The sequence below is a fragment of the Klebsiella sp. JB_Kp042 genome (assembly GCF_040065275.1).
GTDB lineage: Bacteria > Pseudomonadota > Gammaproteobacteria > Enterobacterales > Enterobacteriaceae > Klebsiella > Klebsiella quasipneumoniae.
In genome coordinates this window covers 36,260-57,855 of the sequence record NZ_JBEAJL010000027.1, presented here as the reverse complement: position 1 = coordinate 57,855, position 21,596 = coordinate 36,260, and the positions used below count along the sequence as shown (strand labels likewise).

Genomic DNA, 21,596 nt, shown 5'->3' with positions numbered 1-21,596 from the left:
ACATTTGAATCATTTATCAGGACTTACCGGGGATCACGTAGGCGCCAGACTCAATGAGATAGCGTTCGGCACTTTCAATTTTACTCACCGCCTCCCGGCCGTGGCGCACCACCAGCATCGCCAGCAGACACTCCGCCAGCCCCATGCCGGAGACCACGGAAGGGAAAAATGACGGACTGTCGATGGAAAACAGCAGCGTGCAGTCTGCCGCCTGCGCTAAGGGGGAAACCGGCGAGTCGGTAATGGCGAGGATCCTGGCCCCTGCCTGCCGGGCTGCCTGTAAAACATCCAGTGATTCGCGCGAATAGGGCGCAAAGCTGGTGAGTAAGACGCAGTCCCGGGCGGTGAGTTCGCGGGTAAAGACTTCGATATTGCTGGCCAGGCCATCGATTAACGATACCTGGCGGTTGAACAGTCGATAGACATAGAACAGCGACCACGCGATCGGAAAGCTGGCGCGGAATCCGCAGATATAGACATTCTCCGCGCTATCGAGCAAGGTCACCGCCTGCTCCATCTGCTGGGCATTTTCGTTTTGCGTAAAGATCAGGTTCGCCTGATGCGCCTGAAATACCTCTTTATACAGCTGCGTTTGCGTGCCGCGGGCCATCATTTTTTCCGCTTTTGATACGTATGTATCATTGCGCAGCCCCAGGTCGTCAATGAAATCGCTTTTCAGCTCGCTCCAGCCGCGGTAGCCCAACCGCTGCGCCAGACGCAGCAGCGTCGCCGGTTTTACCCCGGCTTCCGCCGCGAAGGCGCGCATGGATAACACCACCAGCTGACTGGCATTTTGCAGTGAGAATTCGGCGGCGCGTTGCAGCTCGGGCGACAACCCGCCGAATTCATTAATGATTTTTTCCCTGAGATTCATGGCAGCCACTGACTGGTTTTAAGTGAAAGCTATCTAATCATATTTGAGATCAAGACTCTATAGGCTGGCATAACACCCGGGGGCCATCCTTTGCGGTTCTGAGCATGACTAACCGCCGTGCCCGTCACCTCTCCAGCCAGTCGATAAAAAACGCCATAAACGCCGATACCTGAGGGGGCTGCAGCTTTCGCTGGGGAAAGACAAACTGCAGCCCAACCTCCTTGCGGTCTAACCGGCTGAAACCGGTGAAGCGGTCGGCAAACAGCACCTGAAGCCGCCCCTCCTCGACATCCCTCTTCACATCCCACCATGATTTACCGGCGATCCCCGCCCCGCTGAGCGCCCACTGCCGCAGCAGTGCCCCATCGTCGCAGACCATCGCCGGCGTTACCCGGATGACCTGCTCTTTTCCCGCCTCCTCAAAGCGCCACTCGTTCATCACCACGCCGTGCCGCTCCAGCGCCAGGCAGCGATGATTATGCAGCGCCTCGGGCGAAGCAGGCATTCCACGGGCGGCAAGGTAAGCCGTCGAGGCCACCAGCACCCGATGGTTAGGACGAATGTGGCGGATGGCCAGGCTACTGTCCGGCAGGTTACCGACGCGAATGCTCATATCCAGCCGGTTGGCGACCAGATCCTCCACGCGCTCGCCTAAGTAGACGGAAAAGGTCACTTCCGGGTGACGGCGGGTAAAGTCGACGATGGCCGGGCTAAGGTATTGTCGGCCAAAGTCGGAGGGGGCGGAAAGGCGAATATCGCCGCTCAGGACCCCCTCTTTTTGCGTCAGCAACGACTCGGCGTGGCGCGCCTCCTCCAGCACGCGCCGCGCGGCATGATAAAAATCTTCCCCCGCGTTGGTCAGGGTGATAGCCCGCGTGGAACGATGGAACAGGCGGGTCTGATAACGCTCTTCCATCGCCTTCAGACGTGCAGTCATGGTGGCCGGCGAGAGCGACAACCGTCTGCCGGCGGCGGAGAGTCCCCCCGCCTCGGCGACGGCCACCAGCAGCGCCATATCTTCCAGTTTGCCCATTTTTCGCATTTCCCGAAAAGTGAATCTGTTTTTCGTCTAATTATCAAAATCAGATCCCGACTGTAAAGTGATTTCCATTCCACTCGCAAGGGACATCATTATGAATACGCTCTCACTTTTTGATCGTCATCGCATCGGTACGCTGCCGCTGAAAAACCGCATCGTCATGGCCCCCATGACCCGGGCGCGCGCCCTGCAGCCGGGAAATATCCCCTCCGCGCTGATGGCGGAGTATTACCGCCAGCGCGCCAGCGCGGGTTTGATCGTCACGGAAGCGACGCAAATCTCTCCTGAGGGACAGGGGTACTCCTGGACGCCCGGCCTGCATTCCGCAGACCAGATTGCCGGCTGGCAGTTGACGACCCGGGCCGTACACCAGGCCGGCGGCGTTATTTTTTCTCAGCTCTGGCACGTGGGACGCATGTCGCACGCCCGTTTTCATGCGGATGGTCAACCCGTGGCCCCCTCGGCGCTGGCGCCGGACGCCCAGGTCTGGGTGGTGGATGAGCAGGGCCGGGGCCAGATGGTGGACTGCCCACCGCCGCGGGCGCTCTCCCGGTCGGATATCCAGCGTATTGTCGCCGATTACCGCCAGGCGGCGCGCAATGCGATCGCGGCGGGGTTTGATGGCGTGGAGGTGCATGGCGGCAATGGCTATCTGATCGACCAGTTCCTGCGGCGTACCGCCAACCAGCGCACCGATGAGTACGGTGGTAGCCTGAACAACCGGATCCGTTTTGCCCAGGAGGTGCTGACCGCCATCGGCGACGCTATCGGCCACGAGCGGACGGGCATCCGCCTTTCCCCCTTCATTACCCAGCGCGGGATGAATGACCCGCAGGTGATCGACGCCATCCTTGCCCTGGCGGCCTGGTGCGAACAGCAGGGTATCGCCTTTATCCACCTGGCGGAGGCGGACTGGGACGATGCGCCAGCCGTTCCCCGGCACTTCCGCGACACGCTGCGCGCGACCTTCAGCGGCACCCTGATCGTGGCCGGGAATTACGATCAGCAGAAGGCGGAGCGCATTCTTGGCGCCGGTCTCGCCGACCTCGTGGCTTTCGGCCGGCCGTTTATTGCCAATCCCGACCTGCCGCAGCGGCTTCAGCACCGCTGGCCGCTGGCGACCGTCAGCGATCCCGGCACGCTGTTTGGCGGAACGGCGGCGGGCTATACCGACTATCCCTTCTATACGGAGCATAAAGAGTGAAATTGATCGACAAAATGTTACCTGCCGGGCGTGGTGTCGCTGTTGCCCGCACGCTGGCCAGGCGCGGCCTCACGCGCCGTCGCTGCGCCACCGCGCTGCTGCTTGCCGGGATATCCGGCTCCGCGTTTTCAGCCCCGCAGGGTTTGCTGAAGCCAGCCCAGCTCATCGTTGATAGCGGCCTTCCCCCTGCCACACGCGTCGCCAATGAATATGTCGCCAGGCAATACGCCACGTTCTGGAATACCGGCGATGACGCGCTGGCCCGGGCGGCGCTGGCGGGGAATTTTATCGATAAAACGCCCCCGGAAGGGCGCCGACAGGGGCCGGAAGGAGCGATCCTCGCCTCCAGAGCGTTTCGCCAGGCGGTGCCGGATTTACGCTGTGATGTCGAACAAATGATCGTGGCCGGTGACCGGGTGGTCTCACACTTACATTTTCATGGCCACTTTACCGGGACCTTCGGCACCCGGCAGGGTAAAGGACAAAATATCGATTTTATCGCCACCGATATCTATCAGATCAGCGGCGGTAAAATTACCGCCAACTGGCATATTGAAGATAACCTGACGCTGATGAAACAGCTGGGCGCGCAATAAGCTGCCCACCCGGACGGTGAGTAAGCGATCGGCAAAACCACGAGCCGCCCCGGACTCCGCCAGGACGGCTCGCCTGGCGGAGTCCGGCGCTTAAATTTGCGCCAGCCCGCCGTCGACATAGATCTCTGCGGCGTTAATAAAGCTCGACTCATCCGACGCTAAAAATACCACCGTCCGGCCAATCTCCTCCGGCTCGCCCAGCCGCCCGAGCGGAACGCTGGCGGCCAGAGCATCGAACAAGCCCTGGCGGTCCGCCTCCGCCACCAGCCCGCCCAGACCCGGGGTACGCACCGGACCCGGGCTGACGACATTGATGCGGATCCCGCGATCGTTCACCTCCAGCGCCCAGGAGCGCGCCAGGCTGCGTACCGCGGCCTTACTGGCGCTATAGATGCTGAAGTTCGCCGTCCCTTTGACCGCCGCCGTAGAGCCAGTCAAAATCACCGAGGCGCCGTCGGTGAGCAGCGGCAGCGCTTTCTGGACGGTGAACACCACCCCGCGCACGTTGGTGGCGAAAATCCGCTCGACGTGCGCTTCGGTGATGGCGCTGAGCGGCAGCATATCCCCGCCGCCAGCATTGGCGAACAGCACATCCAGGCGGCCGGACTCGTCGGCAATGGTCGCAAATACCGCGTCAAGGTCGCTTAACACGGCGGCGTCGGCGCGGATCCCGCGGGCGGCGGGCCCGATGAATCTTACCGCCGCATCCAGCTCCTCCTGTCGGCGGCCGGTGATATACACCTTCGCGCCCTGCTCCGCCAGCGCTTTCGCCGACGCCAGGCCAATCCCGGTGCTGCCGCCGGTCACTAACGCCACTTTATCCGCAAGTTTTTTGCTCATGGTGCATTTCCTTGGTTAGAGTATAAACAGGCCAGGCTCGCGAAAGCGTCCCGCCGGGTATGGAAAGCACTGTAATCGCCTCAGAGAGGCGGAAAAATGGCCTAATCTGAAAAACACTTTTCCCCTCCGTGGATAATGGACGCCCGCTAACCAGGATACTGCGAATAATGGACCGGTTTTCAGCCCTCAAAGCCTTCACCCGCGTTGTCGAAGCCGGCAGCTTTACCCGCGCCGCGGACTCGCTGGATATGCCCAACGCCACGCTCAGCAAAACCATCAAGCAACTGGAAGCGCACCTGGGGGTTTCCCTCCTGCAGCGCACCACCCGGCGTATTACCGTAACGCCGGAAGGACGGGAGTACTATGAAAAAGCTCGCTGCCTGCTGGAAGACCTGGAAGAGATCGACGCCTCCTTCAATACCGCCCACAATAAGCCGAAGGGCCATCTGCGGATCGCCATCGGCGGGTCGACCGCGCGCGATGTGCTGATCCCGCTGCTGGCGGACTTTATGACCTCCTGGCCGGATATCCGTATTGATTTGCAGGTGGCCGATAAACCCGCGGACCTCATCAGCGGCAATATTGACTGCGCCATCCGCGGCGGGCCGATGGAAGACTCGACGCTGATCGCCCGTAAAATCGGCGAGGCGACGCTGGTTACCTGCGCCACCCCGGGCTATCTTCAGCGCTGCGGCACGCCCGCCTCGCCGGATGAACTCCATCATGGCCACCAGCTCATCAGCTATCTGTCGCCGGCCAGCGGCAGAGCGTTTCCGTTTCGCTTTACGCGTCACGGCGTCAGTACCGAGCTCAAGACAGAGCCCCATCTCGGCATCAATGAGAGCAACGCGCATATTGCCGCCGTCGAGGCGGGCTTAGGCATTGTGCAGACCTTTACCTATTCGCTAAGACCCGCGCTGGCAAGCGGCAAACTGGTGGAGATCCTCGCCGCCTGGCGCCCGGCCCCCTATCCCTTTCACGTCGTCTATGCCCGGCACCGGCACGTGCCGCCCCGGCTCCGCGTCTTTATTGAATGGCTGGCGGCGGTTTTTCCGGCTGCGGTGCAGGGATAGCGCGCGTTATCTGACGCGGAGCAGGTCGCCGTATCGCGTGGTGTAGCGCGGCGATAGCATCTCTCGCTTCATCTGCCACTGCTGCTGGATCCCCTGGCCGGCAAAATAGAGCGCCCCCCTGCCGTTTTTCGCATTCAGCTGGTCGAGCACCTGCATCAGCCTGGCGCTGTTCTGCCGCGGGGCAAGCTCGTCGAACAGGTTCAGCTGGGCGACGCCCTGGCTGTAGAAATCGCCGAGCATCACCCCGGCCTTCTGATAGCGGTGCCCCGCTTTCCAGATGGCGTCCAGGCAGCTTGTCGCCGCGGCGATAATATCCCGGGAATCCTGCGTCGGCGTCAGCAGCTTCAGCGAGGCGCTGTTGCCGTAATAGGGTTCATTCAGCGCGAAGGGGCTGGTTTTGACAAAGGCGGAGACGAACCGGCAGTACTGATGCTCACCGCGCAGCTTTTCTGCTGCCCGCGCGGCATAGCTGCAGATCGCCTGGCGCATATCCTCATAGGCCGTAATGCGATCCCCGAACGAGCGGCTGCAGATAATTTCCTGCTTCGCGGGGGCAAACTCCTCCAGCGCCAGGCAAGGCTCGCCGCGCAGCTCCCGTACCGTTCGCTCGAGCACCACCGTGAAGTGCTTGCGGATAAAGCGGATATCGCTCTCCGCGAGCTGAAGTACCGTGCCGATCCCCATCGCCTCGAGCTTTTTGCCGATCCGCCGCCCGATGCCCCAGACCTCACTCACCGGCAGCAGCGCCATCAGCTTTCGCTGCCGCTGCGGGCAAGATAAATCCACTACCCCGCCCGTCTGCCGCTGCCACTGCTTCGCCGCGTGGTTGGCCAGCTTCGCCAGGGTTTTGGTCGGGGCGATCCCGACGCCCAGCGTCAGATGGGTGCGCTGCTGCACCGTGGCGCGGATTTCCCGGCCAAAGTCAGTCAGATCTCTGCAGTGGCGCACGCCGCTGACATCGCAAAAGGCTTCATCAATACTGTAAATTTCGCAGCGCGGGGCGAGCTCTTCCAGGGTGGACATCACCCGGCTGGACATGTCGGCGTACAGCTCATAGTTGCTGCTGAACGCCACGACGCCGTGGCGAAGAAACGCCTGCTTCTGCTTAAAGTAGGGTTCGCCCATTTTCACAAACGGCTTCGCCTCCGCCGAGCGGGCGATCACGCAGCCATCGTTGTTCGACAGCACCACTACCGGCCGCCCCTTCAGGTCTGGCCGGAAGGCGGTCTGGCAGCTCGCATAGAAGGCGTTCACATCACAGTGCGCGAACATGATCAGCCCGCCGCCTTGATGATGTAGGTCACCACGCCGAAAATATCGAGCGTCTCCTCGCGGCCGACCACGATGGGCGAATAGTCCGGGTTCATCGGGTTAAGCTGCACCCGCGGCAAAAGCTGCAGCTTTTTTACGGTAAACTCGCCGCCGACGGCGGCAATCACGATATCGCCATGCTCCGCTTTGCGCGCGCTGTCCACCACCAGCAGATCGCCTTCGTCAATGCCGGCGTCGATCATGCTGTCGCCAGCGGCTTTGACAAAATAGGTCGCGCTGGGATGCTGCACCAGCAGCTCGTTGAGGTCGATTCGCTTCTCGACATAGTCCTGAGCCGGGCTGGGAAAGCCGCACTGCACCAGGTCGGCAAAAAAGGGAAAGGAGACAATCTGACGTAGCTCAACCGGCGTGTAAAAGTTCATTTTTCAACCCACCATATAATACTGAATATATATACAGTAGTTTTGCCGGTTTTGCCGGTCAATATCGGCTCCAGCTATCAATCTCCAGCACTGAAATAACTCCTTGATGTCACTGAAGGTCACCGTCGTCGGTGGCGAACCGTTTGCTGCTTTTGCGCGCAGCCCCTCTCCCGCGCGAGGTGGCGGATACGCAGCGCCGCGGCAATCGCTTGACACTGTACATTAATACAGTAAAACTATCGCCCGCGATCAGCATACAGAGGACAGAATATGTTTGTGGAACTGATTTATGACAAGCGCAATTTTGCCGGGCTGCCGGGCGCCAGAGAGACCATTCTTAACGAGCTGACCAAACGCATGCAGCGCATTTTTCCGGAGGCGGAAGTGCGCGTGAAGCCGATGATGACGCTCCCGGCGATCAACACCGACGCCAGCAAGCATGAAAAAGAGCTGATCAGCCGTACGGTGCAGGAGATGTTTGAAGAAGCGGATATGTGGCTCACTGAAGAGTGATGCCGCCCGTCGTTGGCGGCGCCCCCCTCTTTAAGAGCTTTCCCGGATGTGGCAGAGCAGCGGGCAACAGTACAATAGCGGCGGTTGCAGACTGGCAATGCAACCTTCGCTCACCTGCTGGCTCTTGCATACGGCCAGCAGGTGAGCCTCCCCTCATCGCCTCACAGCGTCTCCGGCAGCGCCGCCATTATCCGATCCACCAGCTCGCGATGCTGATGCACCTTCCCGCATTTAACGATAACCTGCCTGGCGTTGTCATAGCCCGGCGCCCACAGACGGTTGTTGAGCAGAACGTCCTTGTAGACCGCGATCAGCGGTTTGTTCCACGCCGCCGCCATGTGCACCACCGAGGTGTCCGGGGAGATAATCAGCTCCGCCTGGGCAATCAGCGCCATCGCATGGTGCAACGTGTTAAATGGATTAACCACCACCTCCGGCGGCAGCGGGATGCGGATCTCGCGCCGGTGATCGAGCAGAATCACCGCGATCCCCGGATGGCGAGCCAGCAGTTTGTCGAGGAGTTCGGCCAGCTGCGTCTGGGAGAGACTCCGGTCGGCATGGCCGGCAAAAATATTAATCACTACCGCTTTTCCGCTCAGCGACGCCAGATACTGCGCCACCTCCTGCATAATCGGCCCGGGGATCGCCAGGTCGTAAGCATCCAGCCCGCAGGTGTCCAGTTTGAGATAATCGGCGATCAACTCGAACGTTTTCGTCACGTGCCAGCGCTGGCAGTCAAAATCAAAAGAGTGGGAGTAGTGCTTAATCGACGGCCATTTATTAAACCCGAGCACCGATTTCGCTTTTATTTGTCGGAAAAGCCGTAGACGATGCACGGGAATATCGAACAGCGAAGGGTCAATAATAATATCGTACTTATTATTAGCCAGTTCATTAATAACGTCGCGGGGAACGTTATGATTAAATTTTCGCAAAAAATCGGCGGACGTGACCGGGTCAGCTTCATAAATATGGCGGATCCGCGGGTTATAACGCATCACCTGGCTATTAGAGGTCGTCAGCAGGAAATCAACGATATAGCCTGACTGATGCAGGCATTTCACCAGCGCGGAATCCACTACCACATCGCCGACCGCCCCCTCATTGCGCATCAGTAAGACGGTTTTCGCGGACGACAAATCCACCGGCTGACGGCGTCGGCGATCCCAGAGCGCTTTCGCCACTCCCACCCGCAGGGCATTACGTACTTTCTTAGTAAAGTAATTTCGCCGTCTGTTGAGCTCCCTTATTTTATTAAACTTCTTGCGTGGGGAACCCTGCATGGTTGCATCGTGCATCATCCTAACCTCATTACGGCAATCATTAATATTCTGTGTCGTCCGATAAAGACTGAGCGAAATAAAAAAAGTTCGATTGAAAATGAAAATCATTCTTTTTTTTATTTACAAAACTCATCCAGCCCTGCGGGATTGCAACACAGCACTGTGAAGCAATAATGAGCGAATGGTGAATTTCCCGGCCCACCGTTGGCAGGCTGGCGCAACAGCGCTAAGCTGGCTGCTTTATGCTGTCAGGAGGACGCTATGCTTGAAGCAGTAGAAGGTAATATCCACCAGCGCCTGTGCGCGCTGCTCGACGAACACCAGGCGCGCTACCGGGTGATGGCGCACGACGCGGTCGGCCAGTGCGAAGCCGTCTCGGCGATCCGCGGCACCGCGCTTGGCCAGGGCGCGAAAGCGTTAGTCTGTAAAGTAAAAGGAAACGGCGTCAACCAGCATGTGCTGGCGATCCTCGCCGCCGATCAGCAGGCCGATCTGGCCAGCCTGGCCCGGCATATCGGCGGCAGCAAAGCCTCGCTGGCCAGCCCGGCGGAAGTGGAGGCGCTCACCGCCTGCGTGTTCGGCGCCATTCCCCCCTTCAGCTTCCATCCGGCGCTGCGCCTGCTGGCCGACCCGCTGCTGTTTGAGCGCTTTCCACAAATCGCCTTTAACGCCGGGCGCCTGGACCGGTCGATCATTCTCGATACCGAAGACTATTTACATATCGCCCGACCGGAGATCGCGACCTTTCGCCGTCTTAGCTAACCGGGCATCGGCCCTGATTTCCGCCGCATGGCGCAAAAATCCTGTTTATTCACGACACGATGCGTAGAGTAAGCGGGATATTTTTTGGCATTCTTTTTTTGGCAAGGACCTCTGTACATGTTTGATACCACCCTGTTGATCCTGCTGGGTCTGGCGGCGCTCGGCTTTATCAGCCATAACACCACCGTAGCGATCTCCATCCTCGTGCTGATTATCGTGCGCGTCACGCCGCTGAACGCCTTCTTTCCCTGGATTGAGAAACAGGGACTGACCGTCGGGATCATCATTCTGACTATCGGCGTGATGGCGCCCATCGCCAGCGGCACGCTGCCGCCGTCGACCCTGATCCACTCCTTTATGAACTGGAAATCACTGCTGGCGATTGCGGTCGGGGTGTTTGTTTCGTGGCTCGGCGGGCGCGGCGTCTCGCTGATGGGCTCCCAGCCGCATCTGGTGGCCGGACTGCTGGTCGGTACGGTGCTCGGCGTCGCCCTGTTTCGCGGCGTCCCGGTCGGGCCGCTGATTGCCGCCGGGATCATCTCGTTGTTTATTGGGAAGTCGTAGCCAGGCTGCCGTGATAGCGGCCCGGCGTCTGTCCGAGCCCTTTCTTAAACATGGTGATGAAGGCGGTGGTGGAATCGTAGCCCAGCGCCTGGGCCGTCTGCTGCACCGTCTGCCCGCGGATCAGCTGCTGCAGCGCAAGGATCAGCTGCAGCTGATGGCGCCAGCGGCGAAAGCTCAGCCCCGTTTCACGCACCACCAGCCGCGCCAGATTGCGCTCGCTCATCGCGAACTCCGCCGCCCACTGGCTCAGGGTCTGCCAGCGCGCCGGATCCTCGGCCATCATCGTCACCATCTGACGAATTTTCGGGTGGTTCGATACCGGCAGCTGCAGGTGCTCCTGCGGCTGCCGGGGCAGCTCATCAAACAGCACCTGCACCAGCCGGGCCGTGGCGGGGGCGGCCAGCGACTCGCCGCCGCGTTCCGCCAGGGTGAGGATCAGCTCCCGCACCAGCGGGGAAATCTTTAACGTACAGCAGCGGTCCGGCATCGGCGCGGCGCCCGGCTCAATGAACAGGAAGCACACCTGGGCGCCGGGGGTGGCGCGGTTACTGTGGGAAAGCTGCCCCGGGACCCACACCGCATACTGCGGCGGCACCATCCACATCGCGTTCTCCACCTCGCAGGTCAAGGCGCCGTGCAGGGCGAGGATCAGCTGCCCCTTACGGTGGGAATGCGCCGGAATATACTGCTCCGCCTCCACCACCCGAATACGAAAGGCAATAGCCGATTCGTGGCCACTGTCCGGTTCATAACCATCCAGACCCAGTCCGATCATCATGTTGTCCGATATTAGCGATAATCTGTCATTTTAGCTTGATTTAAACAGGGGACAAAGTCGCTATCGTAACCCCCCTCGTTAGTTACCTTGAGAATGATATGTCTTCTGTGATCTCCTCCACCGGCCGCCGCCCCGCGCTGCTGATTGCCGGTATCCTGCTCATCGCCACCACCCTGCGCGTGGTCTTTACCGGCGCGGCGCCGCTGCTGGACGCGATTCGTAGCGACTATGGCCTGACCACCGCGCAGACCGGGCTGCTCACCACCCTGCCGCTGCTGGCCTTTGGCCTTGTCTCGCCGCTGGCGGCTGGGGTTGCCCGCCGGTTCGGCATGGAGCGCAGCCTGCTGCTGGCGATGCTGCTGATCTGCGCCGGCATTGCCCTGCGCTCCCTGCCCTCCGCTGCATGGCTGTTTATCGGCACGGCGGTGATCGGCTGCGGCATTGCGCTGGGTAACGTGCTGCTGCCCGGGCTGATTAAACGGGATTTCTCGCAGCATGTCGCCCGGATGACCGGCGCCTATTCCCTGACGATGGGCGGCGCGGCGGCGCTTGGCTCGGCGCTGGTGGTCCCCGTGGCGATGGCCGGATTCGGCTGGCGCGGGGCGCTGCTGCTGCTGATGATCTTCCCGCTGCTGGCGCTCGTCAGCTGGCTGCCGCAGTCCCGGCGTCAAGCGGAGGCGCCGCTGACCGGCTCAGGCGCCATGCATAACCGGGGGATCTGGCGGTCGGCGCTGGCCTGGCAGGTGACGCTGTTCCTCGGCATCAACTCGCTGGTCTATTACGTGATTATCGGCTGGCTACCGTCGATTCTGCAGAGTATGGGCTATAGCGAAGCGCAGGCCGGCTCGCTGCATGGCCTGCTGCAGCTGGCGACCGCCGCGCCCGGCCTGGCGATACCGCTGATCCTGCATCGGCTGCGCGACCAGCGCGGGATCGCGGTGCTGGTCGCCCTGATGTGCGCCATCAGCGCCGCCGGGCTGTGGCTGCTGCCAGGGCTGGCCATCGGCTGGACGCTGCTGTTCGGCTTTGGCTCCGGGGCCACGATGATCCTCGGCCTGACGTTTATCGGCCTGCGCGCCAGCTCGGCGCACCAGGCCGCGGCGCTGTCGGGGATGGCGCAGAGCGTCGGCTATCTGCTGGCCGCCTGCGGACCGCCGCTGATGGGCAGGATCCACGATGCCAATGGCGACTGGCATATTCCGCTGCTGGCGGTGGCGCTGATTTCGCTGGTGATGGCGGTCTGCGGCGCCCTCGCCGGGCGCGACCGGGAGATTCATCCCTGAAGATGACCGGCAGCGCCCGCTGCCGGTAGGGTTATTGTGCCGCGGCGCGCAGCAACGCCTGCACCAGCGGCGCAGGACGCCCGTCCAGCGCGTGGCGTTCATGTTGAAACAAGGTGGCGACAAAAAACGGGTGCGTCACCAGCTCGACGGCGCGGATCTCGCCCTCTTCATCCCAGCCGGTGACGCGCAGATCGCCCTGCTCCAGCTCCGCGGCAAACGCGCTGTCCACCCCGTAGCGGCAGTGGTAGCCCTCTTCAATGCTCTCCCGACCATAGGCGCGGGCAATCAGCGTATTCGCCCGCAGCTCGACGACGGCAGAAGTCTCCACCAGCGAGCAGCTGAGGGGAGCGATCACCATCCGCCCTTCGCTGTCGGTTTCCGCATGACCCGCGTCCTGCCAGCCGAGCACGTTACGGGCGTATTCAATCACCGCATGCTGAAAGCCGCCGCAGGTGCCGAGGAAAGGAATGCTGTTTTCACGGGCATAGCGGATAGCGGCAAACGCGCCTTCCGGGTGACGATACGGGCTGCCGGGAACGACCCAGACGGCATCGTACTCCGCCAGCGCGTCGCCGGAGGCGATCGACGGGGTGGCGAGCCAGTCATATTTCACCGGCTGCTCCAGCACGGCGGCAGCATCGTCTATCGCCAGGGGAATGGCCTGATGGGCAACAATATCGGGGTGATAATCGCCGACGAGGGCGAGGCGTAAAGGGGTTTTCATAGCAGGTTCCTTATGTCTGGACGAGACGAGCAGCACAAGGAACGTCAGGATAGCGATCCCCTCCGCGGAACACAATCCTTATTTTCACCCCACCGCCGTGGCCGGCGGGTGAGGTATACTGGAGCAAGCGCAAAAGGGAGAAAGGATGAAAAGTAAGCTTTTGGTCAGCGCCTGCCTGATGGGATTCCAGGTGCGATATAACGGTAGCGAGAAAGCGCAGCTGGCGGCGACGCTGTCCCGCTGGCAGCAGGCGGATCGTCTGGTGATCCACTGCCCGGAGCTGGCGGCCGGTCTGCCGACGCCCCGCCTGCCGGCGGAGATCCTCGGCGGCGCCGGCGGCGATGTGCTTGCCGGACGGGCGCGGATCGTGGAAAGCGACGGCCGCGACGTCACGGGACATTATCAGCTGGCCGCCTGGCTGGCGCTCAGCGCCGCCCGGGAAGCGGGATGTCAGGCGGCATTACTCACCGACGGCAGCCCCACCTGCGGCAGTCAGTTTATCTATGACGGTTCCTTTCGCGGGCGGCGCAAAGCGGGCGCCGGCGTGGCCGCCGACCTGCTGCGCGCTCACGGCATCACGGTATTTTCCGACGGGCAGATCCCGCAGTTGCTCGCCTGGATGGCACAGAGGGAGCAGGATGATGATTCAATGTAAACGGGTGTACGATCCACAGGAAAGCAGCGACGGCTATCGGGTGCTGGTCGACCGTCTCTGGCCGCGGGGGATTAAAAAAGAGGCGCTGGCCTGCGATGAGTGGTGTAAAGAGTTAACGCCGTCCGCTGAGCTGCGGAAAGCCTTTCACGGCGAGGCGATCGATTTCGACCACTTCAGCCAGCGCTATCGTCAGGAGCTCGACGCACATCGCGAAACGGGCCTGCGGCTGGCGGCGCTGGCGCAGCGCCAGCCGCTGACGCTGCTGTACGCCGCGAAGAACACCGAGCAGAATCATGCCCGGGTGCTGGCCGCCTGGCTGGCGGCCCTGCCGGTTACGATTTAGCCGGATGGTCCCGGCGCCATAGCGCCCACTCATCGAGGGTTTCGCCGCTGGGCAGCTTGCACTGGGTGCTGACGCCCTGCGGCGTTTGCACCGGCACCCGGGTGCCGCCGGATTGCTGGCAGTAGACCGACGCGGGATTGGCCATGCCGATGGTTTTCGTCGGCGCGGTGGGCTGCGGCTGGGCGCAGCCGGCCAGCGCCAGGGGCAAAATAGCCAGTAACTTTTTCATCTTTTCTCCCTTTCTTCAATTCCCGGGGATTTTAGCCTGAATCTCCACGTTTTCTCCATCTTGCCTGCACTTTTCCCCCGTAGAGTAGCCCCTGTTCTCGAACTGACCAGAGAACAGATCATTCCATAATCAATGAGTTTTTCCCCGTCGCCCCCGACGGGGCTTTTTTCCCGCCGTGTCGACAAGTATTCCCCAGACAGATGTGATAAATTTAAAAATATCACTGTTTACTCGACGCTGATGTCCGTTTGCAGCCCAATATGCTGGGGTGACGTTTGGCGTGCTGGAGCTGTATTATTCATGTCAGATTTTATTCTTGCCCGGGTGTCGCAAACCCTCGCTACGGAACAGTCCCTGGAAACCCTGGTGCGCCAGCTGCTGGAGATGCTGGAGGCGGTGACGCGAATGGAGTCCACCTACCTTACCCGCATCGATATCAACGCCCAGCGGCAGCAGATCATGTTCGCCCACAACAGCAGCGAAATGCAGATCCCGGAAGGATTTTCCGTCCCCTGGGATGAATCTCTGTGCAAACGCGCCCTTGAGGATCAGTGTACGTTTAGCAATGACGTCGCCCGTCGCTGGCACTCCTGCATCGCCGCCCAGGAGCTGGGGATCGCCACCTTTTTAAGCATTCCTGTGCGCCTGGCCGACGGCTCTCTGTTCGGCACCCTCTGCGCCACCAGCCGGCAACAACAGCCTTATAACCTTGAAGGTGAACAGGTCATGGGCCTGTTCGCGAAGCTCATTTCCCACTACGTGGAAAAAGACACCCTGGTGCAACAGCTGCAGGCGGCAAACGTCGCGCTGGAGCTGCACTCGTCGACCGATGAGCTCACCCAGCTCCCTAATCGCCGCGCGCTGTTTAAGCAGCTGGCGCTACGCTTTGCCTCCGCCCGCGCTCAGCAGCAACAGGTCGCGCTCATTTTTATCGATCTCGACGGTTTCAAAGCCATTAACGATCGGTTCGGCCATCCGTGCGGCGACAGCTTTCTGGTGCAGGTCGGCGAACGACTCACCGCCGTCGCGCGCCGGGAAGATATCGTTGGCCGCCTTGGCGGCGATGAGTTTTTGATCGTCGGTAGCGCCCAGCCGCCCGCGGCGCAGCAGGCGTATGTCACCACCCTGCGCCAGGCCCTGTGCGGCGTCTACTTCCTCGGCGAACAGCGTATCAACTATGAGGGCGCCAGCTTCGGGGTGGTCATCTGCGATCCGCAGAGTATCGATGTTGAAGCGGCCTTACGCGCTGCCGATGAGGCGATGTATCAGGATAAGAAGTCTCGCCGGCAGGAGAATTTTATTCATATTGACTAAAGTCACGCGATATCCAGTATCATGCTGGGCATCATTCGTGGGTACAGGGACACTATCATGAAATTGGGTATTCTTTTCCCGGTGGCGATCTTTATCATCGCCGTCGTCTTTCTCGGCTGGTTTTTTGTCGGCGGCTATGCGGCGCCGGGCGGAGCATAATGAAAAAAAGCACCATTATTATGCTGGTTGTCGCCATCGTGGCGGTGGCCGGCGCCCAGTTCGGCTGGTGGTGATCGCCGCGGCGATATTGCGGAGTTGTCCTATCCCATCAATAAGTTAACGCTTTACACTCACGTTATCCGCCGCGGCATTCTCGGCCCCGGGGAAAGAAAAATAGCGGGAGAAGTAAGGATGAAAAAACCGATCGTGTTACCGTTGATTATTGCGCTGTGCACGCTGTTATCGGGATGCATTGTTGACGATGGCTATCACCACCATCGCCATCACCACCATCATCACTATCATGACGATGATTAATGCTTCACGCTGTTGATGAGCCGATAAAACAGGGCGAACTTTGGTTCGCCCATTGACGCTTAATCCTGACGCTCGTCGCCGAGGAAAATAAAGCCGAGCGGAATAGCGAAGAGCGCGGTAAAGACGATGCTGTAAACCGTCACCATCGCCCCCTGCAGGAAGAACATGGACGTCGTCCACTCCGAGTACGGCATATTGTACTCGCTCACCACGCCGCCAAAGGTCGCCCGTCCCACCACCGCCAGCGCGATAGCAAACACCGCCGCGAGCGACAGACAGTATTTTTTGCAGTTTTTATTGCTGAGGAGTTTTTGCAGAATCATCCGGGCTTCCTTTTTGCTGAGCGATAAACGGCTGTATATGTAACACCAATGCAATAAAAAATGAAGGGTTTTTGTTACAGGGCAGAATAAGAGGCGGCGGGCCGGTCTGTGGGTAACCGGCCCGTGGGGATCAGGACTGCAGGGTAGCCAGGCGCGCGGCGAACCCAACGAAAACCAGGCCAATCAGGCTGTTGCCAAGTTTGGCCAGCTTCTTGCGGGTTTTGACGTAGCGGGTGACAAACGAGCCGGAGAGGATCAAAAAGCTCATATAGCAGAAGCTTATCACCTCGAGGGTCAGCGCCAGAATAAAGAACGCCACCCCGGGTGCTTTGGCGTTGACGTCGATAAACTGCACGAAAAACGACACATAAAACAGAATCGCTTTCGGGTTGGTCAGGCTCAGTGTCAGGGAGCGCTTGAGGATTGCGCTCGCCGGCTCTGCGCTGGCGTCGGCCTGGCCGTCACGCTGGGTCAGCACCGCATAGAGCATTTTGCCCCCCAGCCACAGCAGGTAAATCGCTCCGAGGTAACGGACGACGTTAAACAGCACCGGCGTGGTCTTAATCAGCGTCGCCACGCCGGCAAAGGCCAGAAACATCAGCACCGCGTCGCCAATAAAGACGCCCGCCGCCGCCAGATAGCCTTTCTTCACGCCGTGGGCAATGCCCGTCTTCAGCACAAAAAACGTATTAGGGCCAGGGACGAGGATGATAAACACCGCCCCGACCAGGTAGGTCAAATAATTCAGAACACCAAACTCAGCGAACACTCTGCACTCCTTCGCGCACGACTAAAACATGATCCGGCTCACGTTACCCCAACTGTCGGGATTTTGAAAGCGCAGCCTGTGCGGGAAGGTTAATAGACGGAGGGTTCACCCAGCGGGCGGGTTTTAAAACGGCGATGCACCCACAGATACTGCTCGGGGGCGCGCAGGATCTCGCGCTCAATCACCTTGTTGATATAGCCGGCGGCGATCTGCTTATCCTCACCCGGATAGTCATTCATCACTTCGCTAATGTGCAGGCTGTAGCCCTGGCGATCCAGCTTGCGCACCATGCTGATGCTCAGCATTTTCGCCCCCGATAAACGGGAAAGCACATAGGTGCCGTTGGTGGTAGCCGCCTGCGGGACGGAGAAAAACGGCGCAAACACGCTGCCCTTGGGGCCGTAATCCTGGTCCGGAGCAAACCAGACCGCTTCGCCTGATTTTAAGGCATGTACCAGGCCGGTCAGGTTGTTGCGATCGATCATCGCTTTGTTCGAGCGCAGGCGACCGCGGGTTTGCACCCACTCCATCAGCGGACTGTTGTGCGGACGATAGGTGGCCATCATTGGACGACACAGCCCCATGGCGCGCCCGCCCAGCTCCAGCGACATAAAGTGTATGCCGACGACCATCACCCCTTTCCCGCCGCTAAGCGCATGATTAAGGTTGGCAAAGCCCTCGACATCAAACCATTTTTTAACCCGCTCATCGCTCCAGAACCAGGCCATGCCGGTTTCGATCAGTCCCATTCCCAGCGACATAAAGTTTTGATCGATGAGGGTCTCGCGCGCCGCCGGCGACATCTCCGGGAAGCAGAGCTCAATATTGCGCCGGGCGATATGTTCGCGGCGTTTGAGAAAGCGTCGGGAAAGACGACCCGCGCTGGTGCCGATAAAATGCAGCAGCGGATAAGGCAGTTGCACGATCAACCAGAGAATGCCGAGCCCGAACCAGGTCAGCCAGTTGCGCGGGTGTAAAAGTTGTTTATGAAATACGCAGGCCATGATTTTTCCTGTAAACATTAATTATGTGGTAACGCTTAAGGAAAACAGAGTCCATTTATCATCATTAGGCGGTACGTACAGCAAGTTCGACAATACTAATCCGGCGAAATTCCTTCCGGCAAGTAAAAAACTGCGTGCTGACAAAAAAACATAATTGCGGCACAAATGTTACTAAATGTAAACTTAAATCTTGCGACCCTTTTAATATATTCATCATGTATATCATTTTCACGCTAATCATCCGCGTTACTAGCAGAAAAAACCGAATTCTTCATCGGGGGCGCCCTGCCTGCGGGGAGATGTCGTCCGCTAAGCCGCGCGGCCAGCGGCGTGGCGCATCGCGTCGCGTCGTCATTTGTGGGCGTGATAATTAAAGCGCGCGCGCCGTGGAATGTATCATGTTTAATCTATCAGCATAAGGAAGATTAAATTCGCCTTAAGACAATAATTAAGAATAGGCTTATTTAAGCCTGCTTTAAAAATACTCGTCTTTTCCTGCGGAGGCATTTTAATGGCGCCCTCGCCGGCTGCTAAAAAAATATTTCTTTACGCCTCGCGCATAAAAACAGGCGGGGGTGAATGACGGACAATGATCCGCCGCCGGTTTGCACTCGCGTCGGGTGATTGAGAGAACAACGCGGCCAGGGCGCGAACCACGCCCTGGCCGTAGAGGATCAATAGGTGTGGAAGTATTGCTGGATCAGCTGCGGATTTTTCGTCTGCGTCAGCGCCGTCATCAGCAGAATACGCGCTTTCGCCGGGTTGAGGGAATCGGCCACCAGCCCTGGCTGGCTGTCGTCCGGGGGCACCACGCCGCTGCCGGTGCGGGAGGCGCGCACCACCACGATACCCGCCTGCTGCGCTTTTTTAATACCAGCGGCGCTACGTACCGATACAGAACCCGCCCCCGTGCCGGCGTAAATAATACCGTCGGCATGATGGGCGATCGCCGCATCGTACATATACTCCGGGTCGTCCTGGTAACCATAGATGATCACCACTTTCGGCAGAGCCTTCAGCTGACGCACATCGAAGACCGAGCGCAGGGTATGAATTTTATCCACCCGCGTTTCAAACTGGGGTTTTCCCCCCACCACGACGCCAAGATAACCCTCCTCCGGCGCCCGGAAAGTATCCAGCGAGGTGGCATTGGTTTTGGTGACGAAGCGCGCCGCGCCGATGCGGTCGTTAAGCACCACCATGACCCCGCGCCCACGGGCATCCGGGTCGGCGGCGACGGTGACGGCTTCCAGCAGGTTCATCGGCCCGTCGGCGCTGATCGCCGTCGCCGGACGCATCGCGGCGGTAAAGACCACCGGTTTATTGCTTTTCACCGTCAGATTGAGGAAATAAGGGGTTTCATCGAGGGTGTCGGTGCCATGAGTGATCACCACGCCATCGACATCATCCCGGGCTAATAACGCATTCACCCGCTTCGAGAGCTGCAGAATAATATCGCTGGTCATATTCTCACTGCCGATATTCGCCACCTGCTCACCTTCGACGTGGGCGATTTTACTTATTTCCGGCACGGCGTTAATCAGCGTCTGCACGCCAATTGCCCCGGCTTTATAGCCCGTCGTCTGGGTATTGCTGGCCGCCGAGCCGGCAATCGTCCCACCGGTGGCTAAAATGACAATATGCGGTAAGCGCGTCTCGCTAAACGCCAGGCTGCTCATCGTCAGTAACGCAATGGCAAGTAATGCTCTAAAATTCATACAAGTCACTCCCTTCATAGACATTAATCAAACTTACGCTTGCTTAATGCAAAGGGCTTGCCAGAATTGATATCTTTTACGGGGGGTAAATGGTTAACTATCAGACAATAATAAGGTTCTCGCATCAACATCGCCCAAATCTGGTGCATGACTGGATCTGAACCGGGCAAGCGCCATGAACCCATACATTATGAGTTTTTACCCTTTCAGCAACACACAACACGCATTGGGATCAGATTATCGACACTTCCGTCACCCCCGAGGTCATTTATGCCCGCCGGGTGACGCGAACGGAGAACAGAAATGCGTATTGCCCTGAAGTCGGCCCTGATGCTGACCACCAACGTCATTCAGATCATTAACCCTGATCTGCACCGGCATATGCAACGAACGGCCTTAATCGCCCTGACACTGGCGCAAAGGCTGGGCTTGCCTGCCGAGCGGCAGCAGACCATCTTTTGCGCCGCGCTGCTGCACGATATCGGCGTACTGGGTGATAGACGCACCATTCATTCGCTGGATGCTATCGATAATATCCACGATCCGCATCAGCGCCAGGGGGCGGCGATGCTCGAGGGGTTAGCAACCTTCCGGCCCATCGTCCCCTTTATTCGCGACCACCACTTTAGCCCGGAGCACCGCGGCAGCCGCGAACAGCATATTGTCTATTTCGCCGATGCCTTTGAACGGCTGCTGCCGGCGGATAGCCGCGTGACCGCCTGGCCCACGCGGGCAGTGGTGGAGCAGTTCGTCACCCTGCACCGGGAGATCGATCCGTTACTCTGCGATACCCTGTGCGAGGTCGCTGAAAATGCGAGCTTCTGGCAGCACCTGCATCCCGGGCATATTCAACGGCTGCTGGAAATTATTGCCCCCATCAACACGCTGTATCTGGATATTGACGGTCTGAAAGATGTCTGCCTGCTGATTGCCAAAATTGTCGACACCTACAGCAGCTTTACCGCCAGCCACAGTATTATGGTGGGGGAAATCGCCCGCCAGCTTGCCCACTGGATGCAGCTGCCGGAGCCCATCTGCCAGCAAATACAGGTTGCCGGCTATCTGCACGACATTGGTAAGGTTTATATCCCTCTTTCTATTCTGGAAAAAGAGGGGGAGCTGGATGACGACGAGCTGAGCCAGGTACGCGAGCACAGCTACATGACCGGGGATCTCCTTAGCGACTACAGCGAGCTTGGCGACATTATCAACTGGGCCTCGAATCATCATGAAAAACTGGACGGCAGCGGCTACCCTCTGCATCTCGAAAAGGATCACCTGACCCTCGCCGACCGCATTATCTCCATCGCCGATATTTTCACCGCCCTGACCGAAGATCGCCCTTATCGTAAAGGGATGGCCTGGCAGGAGGCCTTACAGATTATGGAAACGGATGTTATAAATGGCGCTCTGGATCGCGATGTCTTTCTCGTTTTGCGCCACCATGCGGAAACGCTACACGCCATCATTCTTCAGACCCTCGAACACCCCCGCAGCGAGCACCGTCCCTGAAGCGGACCGCCGTCGTGACGGGGAC

At 59.4% G+C, this 21,596-nt stretch carries 26 protein-coding genes and 1 pseudogene; 14 read left to right on the top strand and 13 right to left on the bottom strand.

The window, feature by feature from the left end:
- Nucleotides 1-16: 16 nt before the first annotated feature.
- Both ABLV54_RS10260 and ABLV54_RS10255 read right to left on the bottom strand, forming a co-directional pair.
- On the bottom strand, nt 17-874 hold the full coding sequence (locus tag ABLV54_RS10260) for a MurR/RpiR family transcriptional regulator (protein ID WP_050533953.1): 858 nt from the start codon (nt 872-874) through the stop codon (nt 17-19).
- Between the two features lie 124 nt (nt 875-998).
- Nucleotides 999-1,907, bottom strand: a complete 909-nt coding sequence (locus tag ABLV54_RS10255) for a LysR family transcriptional regulator (protein WP_050533954.1) — start codon at nt 1,905-1,907, stop codon at nt 999-1,001.
- 100 nt (nt 1,908-2,007) lie between these two features.
- Between ABLV54_RS10255 and ABLV54_RS10250 the strand changes: the two genes are divergently transcribed.
- The gene (locus ABLV54_RS10250) at nt 2,008-3,117 is read left to right on the top strand and encodes an alkene reductase (protein WP_050533955.1); all 1,110 of its coding nucleotides are present in this window, start codon (nt 2,008-2,010) and stop codon (nt 3,115-3,117) included.
- Nucleotides 3,114-3,713: an ester cyclase gene (locus ABLV54_RS10245; RefSeq protein ID WP_172039859.1), complete on the top strand. Its 600-nt coding sequence runs from the start codon at nt 3,114-3,116 to the stop codon at nt 3,711-3,713. Before ABLV54_RS10250 ends, ABLV54_RS10245 begins: the two co-directional genes overlap by 4 nt.
- Before the next feature lie 90 nt (nt 3,714-3,803).
- On the opposite strand, the gene ABLV54_RS10240 is transcribed toward ABLV54_RS10245, so the two are convergent.
- The gene (locus ABLV54_RS10240; protein ID WP_023289256.1) at nt 3,804-4,553 is read right to left on the bottom strand and encodes an SDR family oxidoreductase; all 750 of its coding nucleotides are present in this window, start codon (nt 4,551-4,553) and stop codon (nt 3,804-3,806) included.
- Nucleotides 4,554-4,720: 167 nt separating this feature from the next.
- On the opposite strand from ABLV54_RS10240, the gene ABLV54_RS10235 reads away from it, so the two are divergent.
- Nucleotides 4,721-5,626 carry a LysR family transcriptional regulator gene (locus ABLV54_RS10235; RefSeq protein ID WP_050533956.1) on the top strand — a complete coding sequence of 302 codons (906 nt, stop codon included), beginning with the start codon at nt 4,721-4,723 and terminating at the stop codon, nt 5,624-5,626.
- A gap of 6 nt (nt 5,627-5,632) precedes the next feature.
- On the opposite strand, the gene ABLV54_RS10230 is transcribed toward ABLV54_RS10235, so the two are convergent.
- Nucleotides 5,633-6,898: a Y-family DNA polymerase gene (locus ABLV54_RS10230; protein WP_044522271.1), complete on the bottom strand. Its 1,266-nt coding sequence runs from the start codon at nt 6,896-6,898 to the stop codon at nt 5,633-5,635.
- A 2-nt stretch (nt 6,899-6,900) separates the two neighbouring features.
- A complete protein-coding gene (locus ABLV54_RS10225; RefSeq protein WP_044522269.1) occupies nt 6,901-7,320 on the bottom strand; it encodes a translesion error-prone DNA polymerase V autoproteolytic subunit in 420 nt (139 codons plus the stop codon).
- 270 nt (nt 7,321-7,590) lie between these two features.
- Between ABLV54_RS10225 and ABLV54_RS10220 the strand changes: the two genes are divergently transcribed.
- On the top strand, nt 7,591-7,833 hold the full coding sequence (locus ABLV54_RS10220; RefSeq protein ID WP_004203750.1) for a DinI family protein: 243 nt from the start codon (nt 7,591-7,593) through the stop codon (nt 7,831-7,833).
- A gap of 161 nt (nt 7,834-7,994) precedes the next feature.
- On the opposite strand, the gene ABLV54_RS10215 is transcribed toward ABLV54_RS10220, so the two are convergent.
- Complete coding sequence (locus tag ABLV54_RS10215) at nt 7,995-9,131, bottom strand: glycosyltransferase family 9 protein (RefSeq protein ID WP_072096653.1); 1,137 nt, start codon at nt 9,129-9,131, stop codon at nt 7,995-7,997.
- Here ABLV54_RS10215 and ABLV54_RS10210 point away from each other — a divergent pair.
- From ABLV54_RS10210 to ABLV54_RS10200, 3 genes and pseudogenes are all read left to right on the top strand, one after another.
- Nucleotides 9,126-9,282, top strand: a pseudogene (locus tag ABLV54_RS10210) (hypothetical protein). The gene ABLV54_RS10215 and the pseudogene ABLV54_RS10210 sit on opposite strands and share 6 nt — an antisense overlap.
- A gap of 95 nt (nt 9,283-9,377) precedes the next feature.
- Complete coding sequence (locus tag ABLV54_RS10205) at nt 9,378-9,878, top strand: YbaK/prolyl-tRNA synthetase associated domain-containing protein (protein WP_050533957.1); 501 nt, start codon at nt 9,378-9,380, stop codon at nt 9,876-9,878.
- A 117-nt stretch (nt 9,879-9,995) separates the two neighbouring features.
- Nucleotides 9,996-10,442 (top strand): DUF441 domain-containing protein, encoded by a 447-nt coding sequence (locus tag ABLV54_RS10200; protein WP_004203746.1) that lies wholly within the window; start codon nt 9,996-9,998, stop codon nt 10,440-10,442.
- On the opposite strand, the gene ABLV54_RS10195 is transcribed toward ABLV54_RS10200, so the two are convergent.
- Nucleotides 10,426-11,220, bottom strand: coding sequence for a helix-turn-helix transcriptional regulator (locus ABLV54_RS10195; protein ID WP_072096654.1), 795 nt, complete (start codon nt 11,218-11,220; stop codon nt 10,426-10,428). The genes ABLV54_RS10200 and ABLV54_RS10195 overlap by 17 nt on opposite strands.
- Before the next feature lie 107 nt (nt 11,221-11,327).
- Between ABLV54_RS10195 and ABLV54_RS10190 the strand changes: the two genes are divergently transcribed.
- Entirely contained in the window at nt 11,328-12,503 is a 1,176-nt protein-coding gene (locus ABLV54_RS10190; RefSeq protein ID WP_072096660.1) for a CynX/NimT family MFS transporter, read from the top strand.
- Between the two features lie 31 nt (nt 12,504-12,534).
- Here the strand turns inward: ABLV54_RS10190 and ABLV54_RS10185 are convergent, their stop codons facing one another.
- Nucleotides 12,535-13,227, bottom strand: coding sequence for a CTP synthase (locus ABLV54_RS10185; protein ID WP_032452478.1), 693 nt, complete (start codon nt 13,225-13,227; stop codon nt 12,535-12,537).
- 145 nt (nt 13,228-13,372) lie between these two features.
- Here ABLV54_RS10185 and ABLV54_RS10180 point away from each other — a divergent pair, with 145 nt between their 5' ends.
- Both ABLV54_RS10180 and ABLV54_RS10175 read left to right on the top strand, forming a co-directional pair.
- Complete coding sequence (locus ABLV54_RS10180; RefSeq protein WP_023289247.1) at nt 13,373-13,882, top strand: DUF523 domain-containing protein; 510 nt, start codon at nt 13,373-13,375, stop codon at nt 13,880-13,882.
- Nucleotides 13,883-13,886: 4 nt separating this feature from the next.
- A complete protein-coding gene (locus ABLV54_RS10175) occupies nt 13,887-14,225 on the top strand; it encodes a DUF488 family protein (protein WP_072096655.1) in 339 nt (112 codons plus the stop codon).
- On the opposite strand, the gene ABLV54_RS10170 is transcribed toward ABLV54_RS10175, so the two are convergent.
- Nucleotides 14,215-14,454, bottom strand: coding sequence for a DUF333 domain-containing protein (locus tag ABLV54_RS10170; RefSeq protein ID WP_023289245.1), 240 nt, complete (start codon nt 14,452-14,454; stop codon nt 14,215-14,217). The genes ABLV54_RS10175 and ABLV54_RS10170 overlap by 11 nt on opposite strands.
- 300 nt (nt 14,455-14,754) lie before the next feature.
- Between ABLV54_RS10170 and ABLV54_RS10165 the strand changes: the two genes are divergently transcribed.
- From ABLV54_RS10165 to ABLV54_RS10155, 3 genes are all read left to right on the top strand, one after another.
- Nucleotides 14,755-15,768 (top strand): sensor domain-containing diguanylate cyclase, encoded by a 1,014-nt coding sequence (locus ABLV54_RS10165; protein WP_017898645.1) that lies wholly within the window; start codon nt 14,755-14,757, stop codon nt 15,766-15,768.
- Nucleotides 15,769-15,825: 57 nt separating this feature from the next.
- Entirely contained in the window at nt 15,826-15,927 is a 102-nt protein-coding gene (locus ABLV54_RS10160; protein WP_004150782.1) for a YoaK family small membrane protein, read from the top strand.
- 192 nt (nt 15,928-16,119) lie between these two features.
- Nucleotides 16,120-16,245 (top strand): hypothetical protein, encoded by a 126-nt coding sequence (locus tag ABLV54_RS10155; protein ID WP_004203733.1) that lies wholly within the window; start codon nt 16,120-16,122, stop codon nt 16,243-16,245.
- A 59-nt stretch (nt 16,246-16,304) separates the two neighbouring features.
- On the opposite strand, the gene ABLV54_RS10150 is transcribed toward ABLV54_RS10155, so the two are convergent.
- The 4 genes from ABLV54_RS10150 to fraE all read right to left on the bottom strand — a co-directional run bounded on the left by ABLV54_RS10150 (nt 16,305) and on the right by fraE (nt 20,059).
- Entirely contained in the window at nt 16,305-16,568 is a 264-nt protein-coding gene (locus ABLV54_RS10150) for a DUF2534 family protein (protein WP_004203731.1), read from the bottom strand.
- Between the two features lie 130 nt (nt 16,569-16,698).
- A complete protein-coding gene (gene leuE / locus ABLV54_RS10145) occupies nt 16,699-17,337 on the bottom strand; it encodes a leucine efflux protein LeuE (RefSeq protein WP_004203730.1) in 639 nt (212 codons plus the stop codon).
- A gap of 89 nt (nt 17,338-17,426) precedes the next feature.
- Nucleotides 17,427-18,341: a kdo(2)-lipid IV(A) palmitoleoyltransferase gene (lpxP, locus tag ABLV54_RS10140; RefSeq protein WP_044522256.1), complete on the bottom strand. Its 915-nt coding sequence runs from the start codon at nt 18,339-18,341 to the stop codon at nt 17,427-17,429.
- 674 nt (nt 18,342-19,015) lie between these two features.
- Nucleotides 19,016-20,059: a fructose-asparagine asparaginase gene (fraE, locus tag ABLV54_RS10135; protein ID WP_044522254.1), complete on the bottom strand. Its 1,044-nt coding sequence runs from the start codon at nt 20,057-20,059 to the stop codon at nt 19,016-19,018.
- Nucleotides 20,060-20,362: 303 nt separating this feature from the next.
- Here fraE and ABLV54_RS10130 point away from each other — a divergent pair, with 303 nt between their 5' ends.
- Nucleotides 20,363-21,571 (top strand): HD domain-containing phosphohydrolase, encoded by a 1,209-nt coding sequence (locus ABLV54_RS10130; protein ID WP_023289229.1) that lies wholly within the window; start codon nt 20,363-20,365, stop codon nt 21,569-21,571.
- Nucleotides 21,572-21,596: the final 25 nt, after the last annotated feature.

Coding starts and splice junctions, on each gene's coding strand:
- ABLV54_RS10260 (WP_050533953.1), bottom strand. CDS start 874: ATGAATCTCAGGGAAAAAATCATTAATGAATTCGGCGGGTTGTCGCCC.
- ABLV54_RS10255 (WP_050533954.1), bottom strand. CDS start 1,907: ATGGGCAAACTGGAAGATATGGCGCTGCTGGTGGCCGTCGCCGAGGCG.
- ABLV54_RS10250 (WP_050533955.1), top strand. CDS start 2,008: ATGAATACGCTCTCACTTTTTGATCGTCATCGCATCGGTACGCTGCCG.
- ABLV54_RS10240 (WP_023289256.1), bottom strand. CDS start 4,553: ATGAGCAAAAAACTTGCGGATAAAGTGGCGTTAGTGACCGGCGGCAGC.
- ABLV54_RS10235 (WP_050533956.1), top strand. CDS start 4,721: ATGGACCGGTTTTCAGCCCTCAAAGCCTTCACCCGCGTTGTCGAAGCC.
- ABLV54_RS10230 (WP_044522271.1), bottom strand. CDS start 6,898: ATGTTCGCGCACTGTGATGTGAACGCCTTCTATGCGAGCTGCCAGACC.
- ABLV54_RS10225 (WP_044522269.1), bottom strand. CDS start 7,320: ATGAACTTTTACACGCCGGTTGAGCTACGTCAGATTGTCTCCTTTCCC.
- ABLV54_RS10220 (WP_004203750.1), top strand. CDS start 7,591: ATGTTTGTGGAACTGATTTATGACAAGCGCAATTTTGCCGGGCTGCCG.
- ABLV54_RS10215 (WP_072096653.1), bottom strand. CDS start 9,131: ATGCACGATGCAACCATGCAGGGTTCCCCACGCAAGAAGTTTAATAAA.
- ABLV54_RS10205 (WP_050533957.1), top strand. CDS start 9,378: ATGCTTGAAGCAGTAGAAGGTAATATCCACCAGCGCCTGTGCGCGCTG.
- ABLV54_RS10200 (WP_004203746.1), top strand. CDS start 9,996: ATGTTTGATACCACCCTGTTGATCCTGCTGGGTCTGGCGGCGCTCGGC.
- ABLV54_RS10195 (WP_072096654.1), bottom strand. CDS start 11,220: ATGATGATCGGACTGGGTCTGGATGGTTATGAACCGGACAGTGGCCAC.
- ABLV54_RS10185 (WP_032452478.1), bottom strand. CDS start 13,227: ATGAAAACCCCTTTACGCCTCGCCCTCGTCGGCGATTATCACCCCGAT.
- ABLV54_RS10180 (WP_023289247.1), top strand. CDS start 13,373: ATGAAAAGTAAGCTTTTGGTCAGCGCCTGCCTGATGGGATTCCAGGTG.
- ABLV54_RS10170 (WP_023289245.1), bottom strand. CDS start 14,454: ATGAAAAAGTTACTGGCTATTTTGCCCCTGGCGCTGGCCGGCTGCGCC.
- ABLV54_RS10165 (WP_017898645.1), top strand. CDS start 14,755: ATGTCAGATTTTATTCTTGCCCGGGTGTCGCAAACCCTCGCTACGGAA.
- ABLV54_RS10160 (WP_004150782.1), top strand. CDS start 15,826: ATGAAATTGGGTATTCTTTTCCCGGTGGCGATCTTTATCATCGCCGTC.
- ABLV54_RS10155 (WP_004203733.1), top strand. CDS start 16,120: ATGAAAAAACCGATCGTGTTACCGTTGATTATTGCGCTGTGCACGCTG.
- ABLV54_RS10150 (WP_004203731.1), bottom strand. CDS start 16,568: ATGATTCTGCAAAAACTCCTCAGCAATAAAAACTGCAAAAAATACTGT.
- lpxP (WP_044522256.1), bottom strand. CDS start 18,341: ATGGCCTGCGTATTTCATAAACAACTTTTACACCCGCGCAACTGGCTG.
- fraE (WP_044522254.1), bottom strand. CDS start 20,059: ATGAATTTTAGAGCATTACTTGCCATTGCGTTACTGACGATGAGCAGC.
- ABLV54_RS10130 (WP_023289229.1), top strand. CDS start 20,363: ATGCGTATTGCCCTGAAGTCGGCCCTGATGCTGACCACCAACGTCATT.